At 70.0% G+C, this 19,312-nt stretch carries 20 protein-coding genes; 4 read left to right on the top strand and 16 right to left on the bottom strand.

The window, feature by feature from the left end; translation table 11 throughout:
- Positions 1–10 precede the first annotated feature (10 nt).
- Complete coding sequence (locus ACYCO6_RS01120; RefSeq protein WP_459768518.1) at positions 11–952, bottom strand: 2-hydroxyacid dehydrogenase; 942 nt, start codon at positions 950–952, stop codon at positions 11–13.
- 99 nt (positions 953–1,051) lie between these two features.
- The gene (locus tag ACYCO6_RS01115) at positions 1,052–1,342 is read right to left on the bottom strand and encodes a hypothetical protein (protein WP_459768517.1); all 291 of its coding nucleotides are present in this window, start codon (positions 1,340–1,342) and stop codon (positions 1,052–1,054) included.
- Between the two features lie 158 nt (positions 1,343–1,500).
- Between ACYCO6_RS01115 and ACYCO6_RS01110 the strand changes: the two genes are divergently transcribed.
- Entirely contained in the window at positions 1,501–2,973 is a 1,473-nt protein-coding gene (locus ACYCO6_RS01110; RefSeq protein ID WP_459768516.1) for an MFS transporter, read from the top strand.
- A gap of 46 nt (positions 2,974–3,019) precedes the next feature.
- Here the strand turns inward: ACYCO6_RS01110 and ACYCO6_RS01105 are convergent, their stop codons facing one another.
- From ACYCO6_RS01105 to otsB, 3 genes are all read right to left on the bottom strand, one after another.
- Positions 3,020–4,027, bottom strand: coding sequence for a glucokinase (locus ACYCO6_RS01105; RefSeq protein ID WP_459768515.1), 1,008 nt, complete (start codon positions 4,025–4,027; stop codon positions 3,020–3,022).
- A 122-nt stretch (positions 4,028–4,149) separates the two neighbouring features.
- Positions 4,150–4,365, bottom strand: coding sequence for a DUF4260 family protein (locus ACYCO6_RS01100; RefSeq protein ID WP_459768514.1), 216 nt, complete (start codon positions 4,363–4,365; stop codon positions 4,150–4,152).
- On the bottom strand, positions 4,317–5,060 hold the full coding sequence (gene otsB, locus ACYCO6_RS01095) for a trehalose-phosphatase (protein WP_459768513.1): 744 nt from the start codon (positions 5,058–5,060) through the stop codon (positions 4,317–4,319). Before otsB ends, ACYCO6_RS01100 begins: the two co-directional genes overlap by 49 nt.
- A 115-nt stretch (positions 5,061–5,175) precedes the next feature.
- Between otsB and ACYCO6_RS01090 the strand changes: the two genes are divergently transcribed.
- Both ACYCO6_RS01090 and ACYCO6_RS01085 read left to right on the top strand, forming a co-directional pair.
- Positions 5,176–5,673, top strand: a complete 498-nt coding sequence (locus ACYCO6_RS01090) for a DUF427 domain-containing protein (protein WP_459768512.1) — start codon at positions 5,176–5,178, stop codon at positions 5,671–5,673.
- Positions 5,674–5,729: 56 nt separating this feature from the next.
- Positions 5,730–6,953 carry a serine hydrolase domain-containing protein gene (locus tag ACYCO6_RS01085; RefSeq protein WP_459768511.1) on the top strand — a complete coding sequence of 408 codons (1,224 nt, stop codon included), beginning with the start codon at positions 5,730–5,732 and terminating at the stop codon, positions 6,951–6,953.
- A gap of 13 nt (positions 6,954–6,966) precedes the next feature.
- Here the strand turns inward: ACYCO6_RS01085 and ACYCO6_RS01080 are convergent, their stop codons facing one another.
- The 6 genes from ACYCO6_RS01080 to ACYCO6_RS01055 form a co-directional block, all read right to left on the bottom strand.
- Positions 6,967–7,578: a DUF2147 domain-containing protein gene (locus tag ACYCO6_RS01080; protein ID WP_459768510.1), complete on the bottom strand. Its 612-nt coding sequence runs from the start codon at positions 7,576–7,578 to the stop codon at positions 6,967–6,969.
- A gap of 233 nt (positions 7,579–7,811) precedes the next feature.
- Positions 7,812–8,342: an N-acetyltransferase family protein gene (locus tag ACYCO6_RS01075; RefSeq protein WP_459773389.1), complete on the bottom strand. Its 531-nt coding sequence runs from the start codon at positions 8,340–8,342 to the stop codon at positions 7,812–7,814.
- A gap of 99 nt (positions 8,343–8,441) precedes the next feature.
- The gene (locus ACYCO6_RS01070) at positions 8,442–8,648 is read right to left on the bottom strand and encodes a hypothetical protein (RefSeq protein WP_459768509.1); all 207 of its coding nucleotides are present in this window, start codon (positions 8,646–8,648) and stop codon (positions 8,442–8,444) included.
- A gap of 332 nt (positions 8,649–8,980) precedes the next feature.
- Entirely contained in the window at positions 8,981–9,181 is a 201-nt protein-coding gene (locus tag ACYCO6_RS01065; protein ID WP_459768508.1) for a hypothetical protein, read from the bottom strand.
- Positions 9,182–9,323: 142 nt separating this feature from the next.
- Positions 9,324–10,427: a helix-turn-helix transcriptional regulator gene (locus tag ACYCO6_RS01060; protein ID WP_459768507.1), complete on the bottom strand. Its 1,104-nt coding sequence runs from the start codon at positions 10,425–10,427 to the stop codon at positions 9,324–9,326.
- A 270-nt stretch (positions 10,428–10,697) separates the two neighbouring features.
- Entirely contained in the window at positions 10,698–11,462 is a 765-nt protein-coding gene (locus ACYCO6_RS01055; protein WP_459768506.1) for an MFS transporter, read from the bottom strand.
- Positions 11,463–11,581: 119 nt separating this feature from the next.
- Here ACYCO6_RS01055 and ACYCO6_RS01050 point away from each other — a divergent pair, with 119 nt between their 5' ends.
- Positions 11,582–12,733: a dimethylmenaquinone methyltransferase gene (locus ACYCO6_RS01050; RefSeq protein WP_459768505.1), complete on the top strand. Its 1,152-nt coding sequence runs from the start codon at positions 11,582–11,584 to the stop codon at positions 12,731–12,733.
- Between the two features lie 120 nt (positions 12,734–12,853).
- Here ACYCO6_RS01050 and lptB read toward each other — a convergent pair whose 3' ends face one another.
- The 5 genes from lptB to ACYCO6_RS01025 all read right to left on the bottom strand — a co-directional run bounded on the left by lptB (position 12,854) and on the right by ACYCO6_RS01025 (position 19,260).
- Positions 12,854–13,711 (bottom strand): LPS export ABC transporter ATP-binding protein, encoded by an 858-nt coding sequence (gene lptB / locus ACYCO6_RS01045; RefSeq protein ID WP_459768504.1) that lies wholly within the window; start codon positions 13,709–13,711, stop codon positions 12,854–12,856.
- An 8-nt stretch (positions 13,712–13,719) separates the two neighbouring features.
- Complete coding sequence (locus ACYCO6_RS01040; RefSeq protein WP_459768503.1) at positions 13,720–14,382, bottom strand: LptA/OstA family protein; 663 nt, start codon at positions 14,380–14,382, stop codon at positions 13,720–13,722.
- Positions 14,379–15,098, bottom strand: a complete 720-nt coding sequence (lptC, locus tag ACYCO6_RS01035; RefSeq protein ID WP_459768502.1) for an LPS export ABC transporter periplasmic protein LptC — start codon at positions 15,096–15,098, stop codon at positions 14,379–14,381. Before lptC ends, ACYCO6_RS01040 begins: the two co-directional genes overlap by 4 nt.
- Before the next feature lie 231 nt (positions 15,099–15,329).
- Positions 15,330–17,162 (bottom strand): molecular chaperone HtpG, encoded by a 1,833-nt coding sequence (htpG, locus tag ACYCO6_RS01030; RefSeq protein ID WP_459768501.1) that lies wholly within the window; start codon positions 17,160–17,162, stop codon positions 15,330–15,332.
- A 112-nt stretch (positions 17,163–17,274) separates the two neighbouring features.
- Positions 17,275–19,260, bottom strand: a complete 1,986-nt coding sequence (locus tag ACYCO6_RS01025) for a potassium transporter Kup (protein ID WP_459768500.1) — start codon at positions 19,258–19,260, stop codon at positions 17,275–17,277.
- Positions 19,261–19,312: the final 52 nt, after the last annotated feature.

Here is a 19,312-nt window from a genome sequence, read left to right as displayed (position 1 = left end):
CGGGCGGCCACTAATAGCCCCGCGCGGTATCGACGCCCTGCGGCGGTCGTCCGGTCCGGCGGTACGCCCGCAGGTTGGCCGCCACCGTGGCGGCCGCCGAGTCCATGTCGGTCGGGCCGGAGACATGCGGCAGCACGGTCACGCCGGGATGGGACCACAGGGCGGATTCCGCCGGCAGCGGCTCGACCTCGAACACATCGAGGACCGCGTGCGCGAGGTGCCCGGCATCGAGGGCCGCGATCAGGTCCTCGATGACGACGATCGGCCCGCGGGCGAAGTTGATCAGCGCCGCCCCGGGCTTCAGCGCCGCGAGACGCGCGGCGTTCACGAGGCCGCGGGTCTCCGGCGTCAGCGGCACCAGGCAGACGAGGATGTCGCAGCGGCTGAGCATCGCCGGAAGGCTCTCCGCCCCATGGAACGTGTCGATGCCCGCGACCGTCTTCGGCGTGCGGCTCCACCCAATGACGCGGAACCCTGCGCCGACGAGCCTGCCCGCCGCCTCGGTGCCGAGCGCCCCGAGCCCGAGCAGCCCGACGGTCGTGTCGGCCGGCTTGCTGTAGGGGTGCGGACGCCAGACGCGATCGCGCTGCTGGCGCGCATAGGCCGGCATGTCGCGCTGGAGATAGTAGGTCCAGGCGAGCACGGCCTCCGCCATCGTGCGCGCCATCTCGCGGTCGACCAGCCGGACGATCGGGAGCGGCCGGTCGAAGGCGCCGACGAGCTTCTCGACCCCGGCCCAGAGGCTCTGCACCCAGACCAGGCCCGGCAGCGCCGCGACCTCCGCCGGATCGGGATTGGCCACGATGGCGATCCGTGCCGCCTCCCGTGCCGCAGCGTCCATCGCCCGGAACGGCACGAGCCGCTCCTCCGGCATCGCCGCCGATAGGATCTGCAGGTACTCCGCCTCCTGCTCCGGGTTTTTGCACCCGACCAGGGCGACTGCCTCCGCCATCCGAGAACTCCGTACCGATCTGAACCCTTCGTCCTTGGCGGACGAAGCAGCCGATGTGCCCGAGCGGGCGCAGATCGCCAAGCCTCGTCGGACAGTTGGTCAGCGCGCCTCGATCAGCGCCGGGTAGACCAGGCGGACGTTTCGGCGGCCCTCGGGAATCGCGGTCTCTGGGCGCCTACGGATGCTGCCGGTCGTGTTCGGCATCACCGGCTCCGTCGGACGCAGGCGCCAGCGTTCGGCGGCCGGTAGCGCGACGCGGGGTCTGGGGCGTTCGAGATGGACGTCCGCGCCTTCTGTCGGAACGGTGGCCAGCCCCGCGAGCGTCATCGCCGCGAGCATGGCGAAGCGGATCACAGGCTGACGCCGGAACCGGGGGAGACGGGAGAGCATGAGGAGGCACCGCGTGGACGCCCCCTGTTCTGCGCGCGGCAAGTGAAGACGCGATCGAACCGAATCGATTCCCAAGTCGTTGCCAACACCTGCCTCCAGTCGCGGTAAATGCAGGCTGTCGAGGCACGGTAAACGACAGTTCGGGAGGGCGTGCGGGGATGGCGAGCAAGGTCGAGGGGGGCTCCGGGACTCCGGAGCGGGCGGAGATCGGCCGCGTGATCGACACCGACATCTCCGCACGGCTCGACCGGCTACCCTGGGGCCGTTTCCACGTCCTCGTCATCGTGGCGCTCGGCATCACCTGGGTGCTCGACGGGCTCGAGGTGACGCTGGCGGGCTCGCTGGTGGGCGCCCTGCGCAAGCCGCCGATGTCCTTCTCCGAGTTCGACGTGGGCCTCGCTGCCTCCTGCTACCTCGTGGGCGCGGTCACCGGCGCGATCGGCTTCGGATGGCTCACCGACCGGATCGGGCGCAAGAAGCTCTTCTTCATCACTCTGGCCCTCTATCTCTGCGCCACGGCGGCAACGGGCCTGTCCTGGAGCGTGTGGAGCTTCTGCCTGTTCCGCTTCCTCACGGGCGCGGGGATCGGCGGCGAGTACACGGCGATCAACTCGACCATCCAGGAACTCGTCCCGGCCCGGGTCCGGGGCTGGACCAACCTCGTCATCAACGGCTCGTTCTGGATCGGGGCCGCGCTCGGCTCGTTCATGTCGATCGTGCTGCTGAGGCCGGAGGTGATCGATCCGGCCTGGGGCTGGCGCGTCGCGTTCTTCACGGGCGGCGCCATCGGCCTCGTGATCCTGCTGCTGCGCACTTGGATCCCCGAGAGCCCGCGCTGGCTCGCCACCCACGGCTACGCCGCGGAAGCCGACCGGGTCGTCACCGGCATCGAGAAGCGCTTCACCGACGAGGGCGTCAGGCTGCCGCCGGTGGACGAGAGCAAGCGCATGAAGGTGCGCACCCGCGACCACACCCCCCTGTCGGAGGTGTTCAAGGCCCTGTTCGTCACGAGCCGCAAGGAGACGATGGTCGGCCTTGCGCTGATGATCGCGCAGGCCTTCTTCTACAACGCGCTGTTCTTCACCTACGCGCTGGTGCTGGAGCGCTTCTACGAGGTGCCCGGCAACAGCGTCGGCTGGTATCTTCTTCCCTTCGCACTGGGCTCGTTCCTCGGGCCGCTGCTGCTCGGGCGCCTGTTCGACACCATCGGCCGGCGCGCGATGATCGCCTTCACGTACGGCATCTCGGCGCTGCTGCTCGCCGGCGTCGGCCTGCTGTTCCGGCTCGATATCCTCGGGCCGATGGGCCAGACGGGGGCCTGGATGGTGGTGTTCTTCTTCGCCTCGGCGGCGGCGAGCTCGGCCTATCTCACCGTCTCCGAGACCTTCCCGCTGGAGATCCGTGCACTCGCCATCGCGGCCTTCTACGCGGTCGGCACGGGCATCGGCGGCGTCTCCGGTCCGCTCCTGTTCGGAACCCTGGTGGAGACCGGCTCCCGGGACTGGGTGCTGGTCGGATACGGCCTCGGCGCGGTGCTGATGCTGGTCGCCGCGGTGGTCGGCGGAATCTGGGGGACGGCCGCGGAAGGCAAGTCGCTGGAGGAGGTCTCGAAGCCGCTGGCGGCGGCTTAGATCCGCGGGCCGTCAAGACTCCTCCTCGGGCACCGGACGGCCGCGGTCATGCTCCCTTCCGCCACACCTGCCCATGGTAGACGAACTTGGCGCCCTCGTTCGCGAGGGCGGCGAGCCCCCGGAAGGCGGGGTCCTGGACGGTGATCACGCTCGTCGGGATCTTGCGCATCATCCCGGCGAAGGGCGCCTTCCGCTCGAAGGCCGTGCGGAACCCGCTCTCCTGGAGCACTTTCAGGATCCGCGGCGCGATCCCGCCGCCGATATAGACGCCGCTGGTGGCCAGGAAGGTCAGTGCGAGGTCGCCGCAGACCCGGCCGAGCAGGCGGCCGAACAGCTCCAGCGTCTCTGCGGCGTGGGGATCGGAGGCATTGAGCCCCGCTTCGGTGACGGCCGCCGGATCGATCTTCTCGTGCGGCTTCCCGGTGCGGACATGCGCCACGGCCGCGTGCAACCGCGAGAGCCCGGGCCCCGACAACACCGTCTCCACGGTGATGCGATCCTCCACCCGCTCGAGGGCATGCCAGACCTTCTCCTCGAACGCGTCCGTCGGACCGAGATCGGTATGCCCGGCCTCGGTGGACACGATGGCGAGATGGGCGGCGTACGGCACCAGGGCGGCGGCGCCGAAGCCGGTCCCGGGTCCGAGCACCACGCGGGCCCCGCCCGGAACCGGCGGACACGGCCCGACCGGCGTGAGGTCGTGCGGCTCGATATCGGCGGCGCCGGCCGCGACCGGCACGTAGTCGTTGACCACGACCGCGGAGGAGAGACCGAAATCCGCGGCGATCCGCTGGCCTGCGATCTTCCAGGAGGCATTCGTCAGCTGGATCTCCGGCCCGTCGACCCGACCGGCGATCGCCAGGATGGCCGAGCGCGGCGCGGGCGTGCGCTCGCCGCCCTGGGCCAAAGACGCCTTGATGGCACTCGACGGATCGGGATGATGCGCGGTGGCCTCGTGCGACAGGAGACGGGGCTGCCCGCCCTGCGTCTCGATGAGGCCGAAGCGCGCGTTCGTGCCGCCGATGTCGCCGACCAGGACCGGAAACTCGAACATCGAATGAGTGTCCCCTTTCAGCTGGCCGGACGCAGACAGGACAGGTGCCTGCCCGCAGCTCCGGCGATACACCCGACACCCGCCGGGCGGGCAAGTCCCCTCATCGCGGTCCGTCCGCCTTCTCACGTCTCCGGCCGATCGCGAAGATGGGTGTCGCCGAAACCGCTCCCGTATTCGAGACCGTAACCGAGCATGCGATCCAGCCCGGCATAAGCGAGCCAGATCAGGGCCGCTCCCGCAGCGCCGGGCTCCTCCAGGCCGGCCCGGCGGCCCCGGCCAGGATCGCGTGTCAGGCCGGCGGCAGCGCCGCGGGGTCGATGGTTCCGCGCTCGGCCCAATCCCGGAGCAGCGCGCGGACGGCGGACGGGTCGGGCAGACGGTGGCCTGCCACGGTCTCGCCGTCACCGACCCGGACGGCGATGCCGCCATCCTCCTTGACCGACGCGAAGGCGATCTCGTCGGTGCGGTCGTCGCCGAAGAAGACCGGCCGGCGCCCGGCATAGGGGGCCTGCTCCATGAAGGCCCGGATCGCGTGGGCCTTGGTCGCCTGCGCCGGCACGATCTCGCCAACCGCCTTGCCGAGCTGCAACCGGTAGGCGCCTCCCAGGGCGCCGGCCACTTCCCGGACCAGCGCCTCGGCCTGACCGGCGTCGTCGGGGCTCGCGAGCCGCCAATGCACCGCCACCGAGGCGCCCTTGTCCTCGATCAGCACGTTCGCCAGCGCGGCGCTTTCCGCCTGGAGCCGCTCGACCTGCCGGCGCAGATCCGGGTGATCCTCCGCGCGGCCACCCGCGACCATCCCGGCGATCCGGCGCTCGACGCCGTGCAGCCCGGCCGCGTCGAGGCGCGCCGGATCGAGGAACGCGTCGATCACCGAGACCGGCCGGCCGGTCACGATCGCAAGCGCGCCGTCGAGGCGCGTGCGCAGCCGCTCGAGGGTCTGCACCAGACCGGGCTCCACCTGCACGGCGTCCGGCCGCGGCGCGATCTCGGCGAGGGTACCATCGAAGTCGAGGAAGAGGGCGATGTCCATCGCGGGCGGTCCCAAAGCGTGAGCGTCGGCCATCGGCTAACACGGGCCGGCCCACTGACAAACGGCGGGCGTGGCGCCCTATATGGCGCCGCGAGCGATCTGCACGAGGTTCCGCATGGCACGACCCGTTCCGGATCCGGTCAAGCCCGGCGAGGAGAGCGTCTGGCACTATCCGCGCCCGCCCAGGCTGGAGCCGGTCACGGCCCGATTGCGGGTGGTGCTCGGCGGCGCCGTGATCGCCGAGACGGAAGCCGGTTTCCGCGTGCTCGAGACCTCTCACCCGCCGACCTACTACCTGCCGCCGGGCGACGTCGCGGCGGGCGCACTCGCCAACCCGCGGCGCGGCGGGATCTGCGAGTGGAAGGGGCCGGCGGTCCTGTTCGACGTGCACGGGGGCGACCGGGTGGTGTCGGCCGCCGCCTGGGCCTATCCCGAGCCGACCGCGGGTTTCAGCAGGATCGCGGGCTACGTCGCATTCTATGCAGGCCCGATGGATGCCTGCTTCGTGGGTGCGGAACGGGTGACGCCGCAGCCGGGGCGCTTCTACGGCGGCTGGATCACTCCGGGCATCGTCGGGCCGTTCAAGGGCGGACCGGGCACGATGGGCTGGTGATTTTCCGCATCCAGCCCCCTAACCATTCCCGACAATTCCGTAGCGACGGAGACGGCATGAGCGCGCTGACCGACACCGACCCGAAAGGCGCAGGCTTCAGCCCGGGCCGACTCGACCGGATCGTTCCGTGGATGGATCGGCTCGTCGCGGACGGGCGGCTTGCCGGCCTGTCGGTCACGGTGGCGCGTCGGGGCCGCGTGGCCTTTTCGCGTGCCTGCGGGCAGGCCGATCTCGCCCGAAACACGCCGTTCACCCTCGACACGGTGGCGCGGATCTACTCGATGACCAAGCCGCTCACCTCGGTGGCGGTGATGCAGCTCTACGAGCAGGGTCTGTTCCAGCTCGACGACCCGGTGGCGCGGGTGCTGCCGGACTTCACAGAGATGCGGGTCGCCGTGGGCGGCAATCGGGCGAAGCTTGAGACCGAGCCGGCGCGCCGGCCGATCACCGTGCGCGACCTGCTCACGCATACGGCCGGGCTGACCTACGGTTTCATGGAGGCGACCCTCGTCGATGCGCAATACCGCGCCCACGGGATCGATTTCCTGGCGCGCGAGGGCACGCTCGCCGAGATGACCGCCCGCGTCGCCACGATGCCGCTGCTGGCGCAGCCGGGCAGCGCCTGGAATTACAGCGTCGCCACCGACGTTCTCGGCCAGTACGTCGCGGCGCTCAGCGGCCGGCCTTTCGCCGACTACCTCCGGGAGGAGGTGATCGGCCCGCTCGGCATGGTCGATACGGACTTTCATGTCCGCCCAGAGCTGATGCCGCGGTTCTGCGCGAGCTACGCGTACGATTCCGAGCGCCGGCTCAGGCTGTTCGACGACTCGGTGGAGACCGCCTTCGCGCAGCCTCCCGCCATCGCCTCAGGCGGGGGAGGCCTCGTCTCGACGGCCGCCGATTACCACCGCTTCTGCCGGATGATCCTCGCGCGCGGCACGATCGACGGTCAGCAGCTCCTCGGCCGGAAGACCGTCGACCTGATGCTGGCCAACCATCTGTCGGGAGATCTCGCCGCGATGGGCACACCCCGCTTCGCCGAGACCTCCTACACCGGTATCGGCTTCGGCCTCGGCTTCTCGGTGATGCTCGACCCGGCCCGCGCCCAGATTGTCGGCACGCCCGGCGAAGTCGCCTGGGGTGGCATGGCCTCGACCGCGTTCTGGATCGACCCCGCCGAGGATCTCTCGGTGGTGCTCATGACGCAGCTCGTGCCGTCCTCGGCGCTGCCGATCCGGCGGGAGCTGCGTGTCCTGACCTACGCCGCGCTCAACGATTGAGCGGCCGCGCCGCTCACTGTTTGGCGGGTGTCTCGGTGGCGGCGGGCTTCGCCGCCGGCTTCGCACCCGCCTTTGCGGTGGGCTTCGGCGCAGTGACGAATTCCGGATCGCTACGCGGGCCGTTCGGGCCGTTGGTCGGGCCGGCGAGCTGCCCCGGCGCAAGATCGGTCACCTTGTTCCAAGTCTGCGACTTGCACAGGAACGCGATGAGGCAGCCACGGACCGTCAGTTCGCCGGGCGTGTCCGTCCAGATGGTGACATCGTAGGACTTGCCGTCCTCGGAATTGTAGATCTTGCCCTCGTAGTGGGCGTCCGCATTCGGCTTGAGGCCCATGATGAGCTGGTGGCCGAGCGAGGGACGCGACTGCTTCTTGGGATCGGGGTTCTTGAAGTCGACCCGCGGCTCGCCCTTGTCGTTCAGCGGGACCTTCAGCCAGACCACGTAGCCGCACAGCCGGTCGTTGGCGGCGCCACACTTCTCAAGGCGCACGCGGGCGCGGCCATCCTCGGTGAGATAAGTCCCGCTGGGATCGGTCGGCGTGGCGGCATGTGCCGGACTCGCCAGCGCCGAGAGCGCCAGGATCGCCAGCGGCGCAACCCGACGCCCGATCGAAGTAAACCTCATACCCGAACTCCCATGCCTCGCGAGCCGTGATGGGGACCCGACCGCTCGCCTTCGCGTAAACCGCTCATGCGCGCAGAAAGCCCCCTTCCCTCGCGTGATCGCGCTCTGGCCAGGCCGAGAACCGGACGGCACGCGCTTCCTGCCCGCCCCTTCTCGCGCGAAGTTGTCCGCATCATGACAACGCAGCTTGTGGCTGCTGGGGTGCGGAGCTCGCACGCCGCGCTGCAGCGGGTTCAGAGTCGGGTCGGCGGCGTGGTTCGCGCGGGTCCGAGGGCGCGCTGCATCAAGGCGACGTCGAGCCAGCGCCCGTGCTTGAAGCCGACCCCGGCCAGGGTGCCGACCGGCACGAAGCCGAGGCTCGCATGCAGGGCGAGGGAGGCGGGGGAGTCGCTCTCGGCGATGACGGCCACCATCGCACGGCAATCGATCCGCTCGCAGGCCGCGATCAGGGCCGCGAGCAGGCCGTGGCCGATCCTGCCGCCCCGAAAGTCCCGCGCGACGTAGATCGAATCCTCGACAGTGGAGCGGTAGGCCGCCCGCCGGTGATAGGGGCCGGCATAGGCATAGCCCACGACCGATCCGTCGCGGAGGGCCACGAGGTAGGGGAAGCCGCCGTCACGCAGGTCTGTGAAGCGCCGGGCCATCTCGGCGACCGTCGGCGGCTCCGTCTCGAAGCTCGCCGTGCTGGTGCTCACGGCATCGCCGTAGATCGCCGTGATGATCGGAAGGTCGGCCTCGGTCGCCGGGCGTATCGCGTGCGTCACGGCGACAGGATACGCGGCTCCGGACGAGGCCGGCAACGGGCCTCGCCCAGCCGCAACAGGCCGGCGCGCAGGAGCGCGCCGCGAAACATGGGCCGTTTACTAGGCAGCGGACATCTCGGCGGTGTAGTGACCGCACCAATCCTTCGACGCGACCACCGGCCAGAGGCCCTTCGACTCGGGCGCCGGCTGGCTCACCGGCGGATTGAAGCGGCACAGGCCCTCATCGCCCTTCGCCCGCGCACCGTTGAGCTTGTGATCGTCGAAGAAGCGGCAGCTCTCGCAAGCGGCGTTCGCGGTACCGGCCATCGGATCTCTCCATCATCGGGGCCGAAGGGCGGGATCGAATCCGTCGGCGCACCGGCAGTCCTTAATTAGAACAGCTCTAAAGATGGATCAACATACCGGCTGGCGCGAGATGTTCCGACGGGTTCCACGGCAATAGCAGCCCCGCACCGGGCGCGGCGGCAGCCGGCGCTGTTCGGATCGGGATACCGAAGTGCTGGTTCATCGCCGTGCAACCGGGCTCCGAACGCGACGAAGCCGGACCCGCATGGGGGTCCGGCTTTGAGCGGGCTCGCAGAAGCCCTGGATGTGCGGCAGGGTAGACTGGGGTTTCTGCGGGACGTCTTCGGTCCGACTCAGCCCTGCTTGGCCTTCTTGTTGGCGTTGTGGTGGCCGATGGCGCAGCCCGCGGCGGCCCCCATCTTCCCGTGACCGGCCACGTGCCCGGCGACGCCACCGATCACCGCCCCCTTGAGGCAGCCCTTCGCCTCGGCCGGCGCGCCGGCGAGCAGGGCACCGATGGTCACGGCGGCGATGAGTGCGATCCGATTGGTCATCAAGTTTCTCCCGTTGTCCCCGTCGAAACGGCTCTGCGGGCAGACCCGTTCCGCATTCCGGCCGCCGAGCGGGTGGGTCGGTCGGGGATGGACCACGCGAAGCTGCCTGCATGTCCGCGCGTTCGCGGCGGTGCCCGAAGGGTCAGCGCGCGAGCCCCGTCACCAGCCGAACGAGGTCCGACTGTCGGGTGGCGCCCGTCTTGGCGAAGATCGCCTTCAGCTGCGAGCGCGCGGTCGCGGCAGTGATGGCGAAGCGGGACGACGCCTCGGTCAGCGAGGTGCCGCCGGACAGGGCCTGGGCGAGGCGCGCCTCCGCGGGGGTGAGGCGGTAGGCAGCCTGGAGGATCGCCGATGCCGGCAAGGGGGCGGCGCCCGGAATGCTGCACAGGAGCAGCGTGCTCGCGCCCGCGAAGATTCCGCGGCTCGGTCCGACCAGCGGGATGACGTGGATGACGATCGGCGGCCCATCCCGACGCGGCACCACCACGGCGGAGAGCGGCGCCCGGCCGGACGGCCGCGACAGGGCCTCGAGCTGCCGCCCCGCCTCCGGATCCTCCGCGGTGAGACGTCCGCAGGCGAGCTTCAGGTCCCGGCCGAGCAGCGCACCGAACGCGTCGTTCCAGCGGAGCGCCCGGCCCGCGGAGTCGAGAATGAGCGCCGCGCGTTCGATGAGATCGAAGGCCTGCGTCAGGCCGGCGAGCCTCGCCTTCTCGACCATTGCGGTGAGCAGGCCGGCGCGCCGGAGAAGCGGCGAGAGCGTGGCGAGGTGCATCTGCTCGTGCGGCTCGTACGGCCCCTGTGCCACCGTCCGCTGCAGCGACAGGCACCACAATCGTCCCTTCACCTCGAAGCCGATCCCGGCGAACCAGCGCAGGCCGCGGGATGCCAGCAGGTCCTGGTAATAGGGCAGCCGCTCGATCTCCTCAGGCGATGTGAAGTCCTGGTCGACGGCGATGCCGCGTGTGCGGATGATGGGGATGCCGCGGAGCCGGTGATCCTCATGGTGCCAGCCCTCGTCGAAGTAACGGCGCGAGGCATCCGCGATGGACGGCGTGCAGAGCGCGTCGAGCGCTCTCTTGTCGGAGCGCAGGAGCAGCGCGCCCTCGCTGCCGGAGGCGCGCGAGACTCGGTCGATCAGGTCCGGCCAGCGGCCCGGATCGATCACCGCTTCTTCGAGGTCCTCCCGGAAACTCGCCTCGAGATCGTCGCGCAAGCCGGGGAAGGGATCGTGGCTCCGGCCGGCCATCAGACGCGCCCCCGCGCCGAGCCTCGCCGACCAACACTGAGCCGCCCAGCTCTCATCCGGATTTCGCGCGCCGCCACGTGAATCAACCATAGGTCGATCCGTCGATCCGGAGCAAGTCTGCGGCTCTATACAGATTTCGACCAAGCCGAGTATTTGGAGCGGATTTTCCCGCACCGTGGCGGCCCGGCCTCAGGGGTCCTGATCTCCCCTAGCTGACCGCCCCACCATCAGGCGACCTGACGGCGCGGCAAGCGACCCGCAACTCGCCCGTCACTCTGCGGCGCTGAGGGCCCCGACGAGATGGCCGGCCGGCGTCTCGTCGGCGATCGGGTCCTGGATCAGCGTCCAGTAGCCGAGCGCCGCCACCAGCGCGATCACCGCTCCCGTGATGAAGGCCATCGAGAAATGGCCCGTTCCGCCGACGATGAACCCCGTCACGGTCGGGGCCAGGGCACCGCCAATGTAACCGCCGAAATTCTGCATGGCGCCGAGCGACGCGGTGCAGCTGGCCGGCGCCGCCACCGAGGCCATCGCCCAGGCCGACGAGGAACTCAGATAGACCAGGAACAGGGAGGCGGAGATGCAGGCGATGGCCAGCGTGTCGCTCGGCGTCAGGGCCGCCACCACGGTGAAGACCGCGGTCGCCACCAGGGACGCGACCATCGGGATCTTGCGGCTGCGGATCGGGTCGACACCGCGCCGGACCAGCACGTCGACCACCCGACCGCCGAGGATTCCACCCGCCACCCCGAAGGCAAAGGGGATCGAGCCGATAAGCCCGGTCTTCTGCAGGGTGAAGTGCCGTTCGATCTCCAGATAGCTCGGCAGCCACGCCGTGTAGAGCCAAGTCATGTAGATGCAGCCGAAATAGCCGGCGATCATCCCCCAGCTCGTCCGGAAACGGAACAGCCGCTTCCATGCGCTCCAGGTAACGCGCCGGTCACGCGCGGCGACGCGGCCAAGTCCATGGTGCTCCTCCCGGGATGACGGGCACCCTTGGGGTGCTCCGGGTCCGACCGGCCGTTTGCGACTCATGACGTCCCACCCGCATTCTGCATCGAATGCGGGTGGGCGGAAGAGGAGGTCCGCCCCTCGCGTCCCGGCCCCCGACGTCGTAGACCGCCCTCCTTTCTCACAATTCGAGACCGCCCCGCGTGCGCCTGATCCAGATCACCCACCACGACCTCGACGGCTACGGCGCCTCCACGGTCGCTGCCGCCTGCGCGACGGTGGAGCGCGTCGTCCATGTGCCGCGCTACAGCGATGTCGGCCCGGTCTTCGAGGACGAAATCAAGCGCCTCGGCCGCGCGGGCGAGAGCGAGATCCTGCTGATGACCGACCTCGGTCTGGAGGAGCAGACCATCGCGGGCCTCAAGAAGTTCGCTGCAATGAACCGGCGCCGCGACGAGGGCCGGAAGCACCGCTTGGTCGTCCTCGACCACCACGCCTCGTCGCTCGACCAGCTGCGCCGCCTCGGGCTGGAGCCGGTCGCCGACCCGGAGCGAAGCGGCCTCAACCGGATCGACCTCGGCGATCCCGAGATCGCGGTGCTGATCGAGGAGGACATCTGCGCCACCCGGATGGCCTTCGACCACCGGGCTCTCTTCGCGACCCGGGAGCCCGAGGCCGACCTGTCGAGCCTGCTGGCGGCGGTGGACGCCCTCGACCTCTGGCGCAAGGAGAGCCCGGCCTTCCCAGGGGGCTTGGCGCTCGACGAGCTGTTCTGGGACATCGTGTCGAGCTTCGTGCCTGTGGGCCACCCCTGGCACGACCGGTTCGTTTCCGACATCCTGCTCGCCGCCGCAGCAGCGCTGCGGGACGGGGCGAGCCCGGCGGAGCTCGAGCGGCGCGCGATCGCCATCCGCACGGACGTTGTCGGTGCCCTGCTGCGGGAGGTGCCCGGCGACGAACCGACGCTCACCACCCGCATGCGGCTCGCCCGGGCGCTCGCCCGCTCGGACGCGCTGTTCCGCCCGCTCAAGGACGGCACGCTCCTGTCCTTCGCCCTCGATTCGGGCACGTTCCAGCGGGTCTCCGACCTGATCATGGATGCGGGCCGCGCCACGCGGGTGGTCAACGTCCAGCGAATGGGCACGCTGTCGTTCCGCTCGAACAACGGCACGGCGCTGGACGGCGCCCGCCTGTTCCGCGGCGGCGGTCACCGTGACGCGGCCGGCGGCCGGCTCCAAAGCGGCTCGGCCTTCTCGATCGCGGACGCGATGGCGCAGGTCGAGCCGGTCCTCAACCCGGAGAAGCCCCCGGAGGCCGACAGCCCGTTTGCGGCGCTGAAGAACTGGAAGGGATGAGGCCCTCGGCTTCGCAGTCTGTTGGGCGGCTTCTCCGATCCATGACCTCAGGATGTGGATGAGTTCCGGACATCCGCCAGTCTCAGGCACGGCCCTTCGGGACGGGGCCTCGACCGGCCTTCAGAGCCTGAAATCCTCGCCGAGATACAACCGTCGCGCCTCGGGATTCGCCACGATCTCTTCGGGCGTGCCCTCGGTGAGGATGCGGCCGGAATGGGCGATGTAGGCGCGGTCGATCAGGCCCAGCGTCTCGCGCACGTTGTGGTCGGTGATCAGCACGCCGATGCCGCGCTGCTTCAGGTGCTTCACCAGATCCTGGATGTCGCCCACCGCGATCGGGTCGATGCCCGCGAAGGGCTCGTCGAGAAGCATGAAGGTCGGCGAGGAGGCGAGCGCCCGGGCAATCTCGCAGCGCCGCCGCTCGCCGCCCGAGAGGGCGATCGAGGGCGATTTGCGCAGGCGGGCGATGTCGAACTCCTCCAGCAGGGAATCCAGCTTGCGCGCCCGTTCCTTGCGATCGGGCTCGACCACTTCGAGGACGGCGCGGATGTTGTCCTCCACGGAGAGCCCGCGAAAGATCGAGGCCTCCTGCGGCAGGTAGCCGATCCCGAGCCGGGCCCGCTGGTACATGGGCAGATGCGTGATCGGCAGGCCGTCCAGGGTGATGTGGCCGCGGTCGGCCGCCACCAGCCCGGTGATCATGTAGAAGATCGTGGTCTTGCCAGCGCCGTTCGGTCCCAGAAGCCCGACGGCCTCGCCCGTGCGGACGGTGAGCCCGGCCTCGTGCACCACCGTGCGGGCGCCGTAGCTCTTGCGCAGGCCGCGCACGCTGAGGATGCCGGGGCCACCCTCCTCGGCGGCGAGCCACGCATCCGCCTCAGCGACGGTGCCGTCCGGCTGCCGCGCGCGCCGACCGAACAGGCGGCCGAGCCAACTCGCGCGGCCCGCCGTCTCCTGCGGACCAGCCTGAAACGCCACGGCGCCGCTCAATCGACCTGCGCCTTCGGTTTGGGGGGCTGCGCGCAGCCCTTCGCCTTGCCGTCCTTGGCGTCGGCCTTCTCGCCGGGCACGAACAGCGCCGAGACTCGCCCGCCCGCCACCGGGTCCATGTTCGCCCGGCCGGTGTTCATGTCGTAGACCAGCCGCTGGCCGCGGGTGACGTTCTGGCACTGGCTCAGCACGACGTTGCCGGTGAGCACGATCCGCTTGGCGTCCTGATCGAACACCGCGTGGTCGCCGGTGGCGACCTGATCCTTCTGCACCACCGTCACCGGGCCGGCGCAATCGACCTTCTGAATGCCGTTCTCCGCCGGATTGCGGGCGGGCGAGGCCTCCGCGCCCTCATCCTTCGCCTCGCCCTTGGCGCCCTTGCCGGGTCCGTCCTTGCCGCGCTTGTAGGTGACTGTCATGGTCGAGCACCGGATCGTGCTGTCGCCCTGCACGGCCACGACGTTGCCGGCGAAGACTGCCTTGTTCTCCCGGTCGAACACGTCGAGCCGGTCGGCATCGATCTTGATCGGGTCCTTGCCGCTGCCGCCGATATTGCCGAAGGGCGAGTCCTTGCGCGCCGCCGGCTTCTCGGCCAGGGCCGGGCCGCCGAGTACCAGCCCGGCCGCCAGGGCGGCGCAGAAGATGCGGGCGAGACTCATCGGGCACCGTCCGCGGCTTCGGCATCCGAGGTCAGGATCCGGGCGGGCGGCTTCTCCGCCTGGTCCTCGTTGACGATGACTACGTGCACGTTGCCCACGAAGGAGATCCGCTTACCGTTCTCGACCACGTCGAGGGCGTCGGCGTTCACAGTGGCCCGCGGGCTCGACACGGTGACGGGCTCCTGCGAGCTGATGGAACCGGTCTTGAACGCCACGGCGGCCGAGCGCAGCCGCGCCTCCTCGCCCTTGTCGGTCCAGATCCGGATGTCGTCCTTGAGGTCGAGGGCCTCCCGGGCGGTGTCGAACAGGCCCGACGCGGCCGAGAGCCGGGCGATGCCGCCCTGGTCGTCGGTGGCGATGTGGCCGCGCATCTGCTGCAGCTCGATCTGGCTCGGCTTGCGCACGTCCTGGAGGGCGGCATCCGCCGTCACCTCGTAGCCGCGCGTGCCCTGGCGGAAGCCGGAGAGCCGCGGGTTCTCCATGCGGACCTTCGAGCCCGCCAGCGTCACCGGGCCGACCGAGACACCCGGCAGGCTCGCCGCGAAGGGATTGAACAGGTAAGCGAGCAGCAGCGTTACCGAGCCGCCAGCGGCCACGGGAATCAGGCGGCGCATGGCGCGCACGCGGCCACTGTGGCGGTACGCCCGGGCATGGGCCCGGGTCCGCGCTGCCGCGACCGCCTGTCCGTTGCCGGCTTCAGCCTCGACCGGGTTCATGCAGCGTCCGTGAGGCGCGCAACGAGCGCGCGCGAGAGGGATCGGCTCAGACGCCTGCGGCCCCCACCGCGCCCGCGCCACAGGACGGGCAATGCTCCCGACCGGTGGCGAAGTTATGGCTTGACCATTTCCGAATGATCAACCGAACTTGCAATCGTGGAGCGAGGAAGTGTGTGGAGACACACGCCGCGCGCAGCATTTCCGCGGCGCACGGCGCGTCTCTCAGTACTTCTACGCGCCGCGCGCTGCCGTCAGGGCCGCCGCGACCGTGCGGGCGAAGGCCGCCGGGTCGCGCGGGCTGTCGCCGTCCTGGATGCGGGCGAGGTCGAGCAGCGTGCCGGCGGCCTGCGGCACCTCGGATCCGGGCGCCGCGGCGAGCGCCCGAATCAGCGGGTGACGCGGGTTGATCTCCAACACCGGCTGACCGGCGCCGGCCCGTCCCGCGCGGCGCATCAGCCGCTGCATCTGCAGGTCGGGACCGCCGGTGCCGGCGGAGAGCACCACCGCCGAATCGACCAGCCGGTCCGTGGTCCGCACGTCCGAAACCTCGGCGCCCAGCGCGGTCTTCACCGCCGCCACGAAGGTGTCGATGCCCTCGGGCGCTTCCGGCTGCTCGCCCTCCAGGGCAAATTTCGACAGGTCGAGGCCGCCCTTGGTGATCGAGCGGAGCGGCTTCTCCTCGAAGGTGCCGAGCTGGTCGGGCCAGAAGGCGTCGACGTGGTCGGAGAGCAGCAGCACCTCCAGGCCACGCGCCTTGAAGCCCTCGAGCTGCGGCGAGGATTTCAGCGCCTCGGCATCGTCGGCGACGAGGTAGTAGATCGCGTCCTGGCCGTCCTTCATCCGGGACACGTAGTCGGGCAGCGAGGTCCAGCCGTCGACCGCCGAGGAGCGGAAGCGCAGGAGCGGCGCGATCTCACCCCGGCGCTCGAAATCCTCGTAGATGCCCTCCTTCAGGACGGCGCCGAAATTCTCCCAGAAGGACTGATAACCCTCCGCGTCCTTGGCGCGGGTGGCGAGCTCCGACATCACGCGGCCGGTCACGGCCCGACGGATCCGCGCCAGGGCCGGCGTCGACTGGAGCATCTCGCGCGAGACGTTGAGCGGCAGGTCCTCGGTGTCGACGACGCCCTGGACGAAGCGCAGCCACGGCGGCAGCAGTTCGGCCTCGTCGGTGATGAACATCCGCCGGACATGCAGGCGGACCTTGCTCTGCCGGTCGTTGTCGAGCGCCTGGAAGGGCTTGGCGCCGGGGACGAAAAGCAGCGCGGAGAATTCGAGCTGCCCCTCGGCGCGCCAGTGCAGCGTCGCCCAGGGCTTGTCGAAGTTCATGCCGATGGAGCGGTAGAATTCCTCGTACTGCTCCTCGGTGACCTCGGATTTCGCCTTGCGCCAGAGCGCGGTGCCCTGGTTGGCCGATTCGTCCTTGCCGTCGCGCACGACGGCGATCGGCACGGTGATGAAGTCGGCCCATTTCCGCACGAGATGGTCGAGGCGGTAGGGCTCCAGGTACTCGTCGGCGTCTTCCTTGAGGTGCAGGACGATGTCGGTGCCGGGCTCGGCGCGCGTGGCGGGCTCCAGGGTGTAGCTGCCCTGCCCGTCGGAGGCCCAGCTCCAGGCCTCGTCGCTGCCGGCGCGGCGCGACGTGACGGTGACCCGGTCGGCCACCATGAAGGCCGAGTAGAAGCCGACGCCGAACTGACCGATCAGGCTCGGCCGGTCCTCGGCCTTGGCGGCTTCCAGCGTCTGCGAGAAGGCCCGCGTGCCGGAGCGCGCGATGGTGCCGAGGTTGGTGGCGAGGTCCTCCTTGGTCATGCCGATGCCGGCATCGGAGACAGTCAGGGTCCGCGCTGCCTTGTCGGGCACGATGCGAACCTTGGCGTCCGGCGGCAGGGCGCTCGCCGCCGAGGTCAGGGCCTCGAACCGGCGCCGGTCCATGGCGTCGGCCGCGTTGGCGACGAGCTCGCGCAGGAAGATCTCGCGGTCGGAATAGAGCGCGTGCACGACGAGGTCGAGGAGTCGGCCTACCTCCGCCCCGAACTCGTGCCGCTCAATCGTCTCGCTCACGGGTGGTGCCTCCGCTGTCGGGGGAAATTGCGGTGGCGATATGCTGGCGAACGCGGCCGTTTTCAATCCGGCGGGCGCCGGTTCCGCACCGGATGGACATGAGCCGAACGGATCAGATCTCGATCTCGGTCCCAACCTCCACGATCTGCCGGGTCGGCAGGCAGAAATGCGCGCCGGTGCGCTCGGCGTTGCGCTTCATGAAGGCGAACAGGCTCTCGCGCCACACGGCCATACCGGGCTTCTGCGAGGGGATGACCACCTCGTGTCCGACGAAGTAGGTCATGTCCTCAAGGTATTCCGGCGGCAGCAGACCGCTCGCGACGGCGCATTGCAGGCCCTCGGGGATCGAGGCCGTCTGCATGAAACCGTAGCGCAGGACGACGCGCTCCATGCCGGGAATGTGGTGGGAGATCGCCTTGCGGATGCCCTGAGCGACCAGGGTGACCTGTGCCCGTTCGCTCGCCGGAATCACCGGCTCCTCCTCGTAGATCACGGTGATCAGCAGGATCCGCTCGTGCAGGCACCGGCTGCGCTCCACCAGCCGGCTCAGGGCCATCGGGATGCCGTGCGTGGCGACGGTCAGAAAGGCCGCCGTGCCGGGCAGCGTCACCGGCGGATGCGTGGCGAGGCGGGCGAGGAACGTCGCCTCGGACTGGCGCATGGTCTCGCGCACGGTTTCCATGAGCCGGTTGCCCTTCATCCAGGTCAGCATCAGGAAGGCGAGCGCGCCGGCGAGCAGCAGCGGAAACCATCCGCCCTCCAAGATCTTCACGCTGTTGGCTGCGAAGAACACGGTGTCGATGACGAGGAAGAAGCCGTTGACTGCACAGACCAGGAGCGGGTTGTAGCCCCAGCGCAGGGCGATCAGCGCCGCCAGGATCGTGGTGACGCCCATGAGCATGGAGACCGCGATGCCGTAGGCGCCGGCCAGCGCATCGGACGAGCCGAACACCAGGACGGCGGTCAGCGTGGCGGCCGCCAGCAGCCAGTTCACCATCGGCACGTAGATCTGGCCGCGCTCCTCCCGGTCGGTGTGGACCACCCGCATCAATGGCAGGAAGCCGAGCTGGATCGACTGCTGGGTCAGCGAGTAGACGCCCGAGATGATCGCCTGAGAGGCGATGACCGTGGCTGCCGTGGCAAGGCCGACCAGCGGGTAATGCGCCCAGTCCGGGGCGAGCCGGTAGAACGGGTTCTCGATCGCGTCCGGCGCGGAGAGCAGCAGCGCACCCTGACCGAAATAGTTGAGCACAAGCGCGGGCAGCACGAGGCCGAACCACGCCACGCGGATCGCCGGGGCGCCGAAATGGCCGAGATCGGCGTACATGGCCTCGCCGCCGGTCACCGCCAGGAAGGCGGCACCCAGCATCAGGAAGCTCACGTGCCAGCCCGCGTGGACGAGGAAGTCGACGGCGCGCCAGGGATTGACCGCCGCCAGGATTTCCGGGGCGCGCAGGATACTCGGGATCGCGAGCACGACCAAGGCCACGAACCAGACGAGCATGACGGGTCCGAAGACGCGGCCGATGGCGGCCACGCCCTTGTGCTGGACCAGGAACAGCGCCAGCAGGATCGCGATGGTGATCGGCACCACGTAGGGCCCGAGCGCCGGGGCATCGACCTTCAGGCCCTCGATGGCCGAGAGCACCGAGATGGCCGGCGTGATCGCCCCGTCGCCGTAGAGCAGCGCCGCCCCGACCAGCCCGACCACCAGGAGCAGCGCCTTCCAGGTCCCCGGCCGCGCCTGCCGGGCGCCGAGCAGCGCCAGCATGGCGACGATGCCGCCCTCGCCGCGGTTGTCGGCCCGCAGGATCAGCACGGCGTATTTGAGCGAGACGATCAGGATCAGCGACCACAGGATCAGCGACACCGCCCCAATGGCCGCCGCCGGCACCGCCGCCCCGCCCGCAGTCGCGGCCTTCACCGCCTCCTTGAACGCGTAGAGCGGGCTCGTGCCGATGTCCCCGTAGACCACACCCAGCGCGCCGAGGATCAGGGTCCGGCCGGCTCCATGCCCGGCCGCACCGGGCTTGCGTGCGACCGGCGCCGCTGGAAGATTGACTGCCGAGGCGGCCGCGGTGTGGAGGGCTTGGCTCACGGGCACGTCCGGTCGATGGCGTCGCTGTTGGACGAGACCTTAGCAAGCCGAA

The organism is Methylobacterium sp. CM6257, assembly GCF_054611515.1.
Note: the sequence above shows the minus strand (reverse complement) of the source record. Positions and strands in the feature narration are given on the sequence as shown.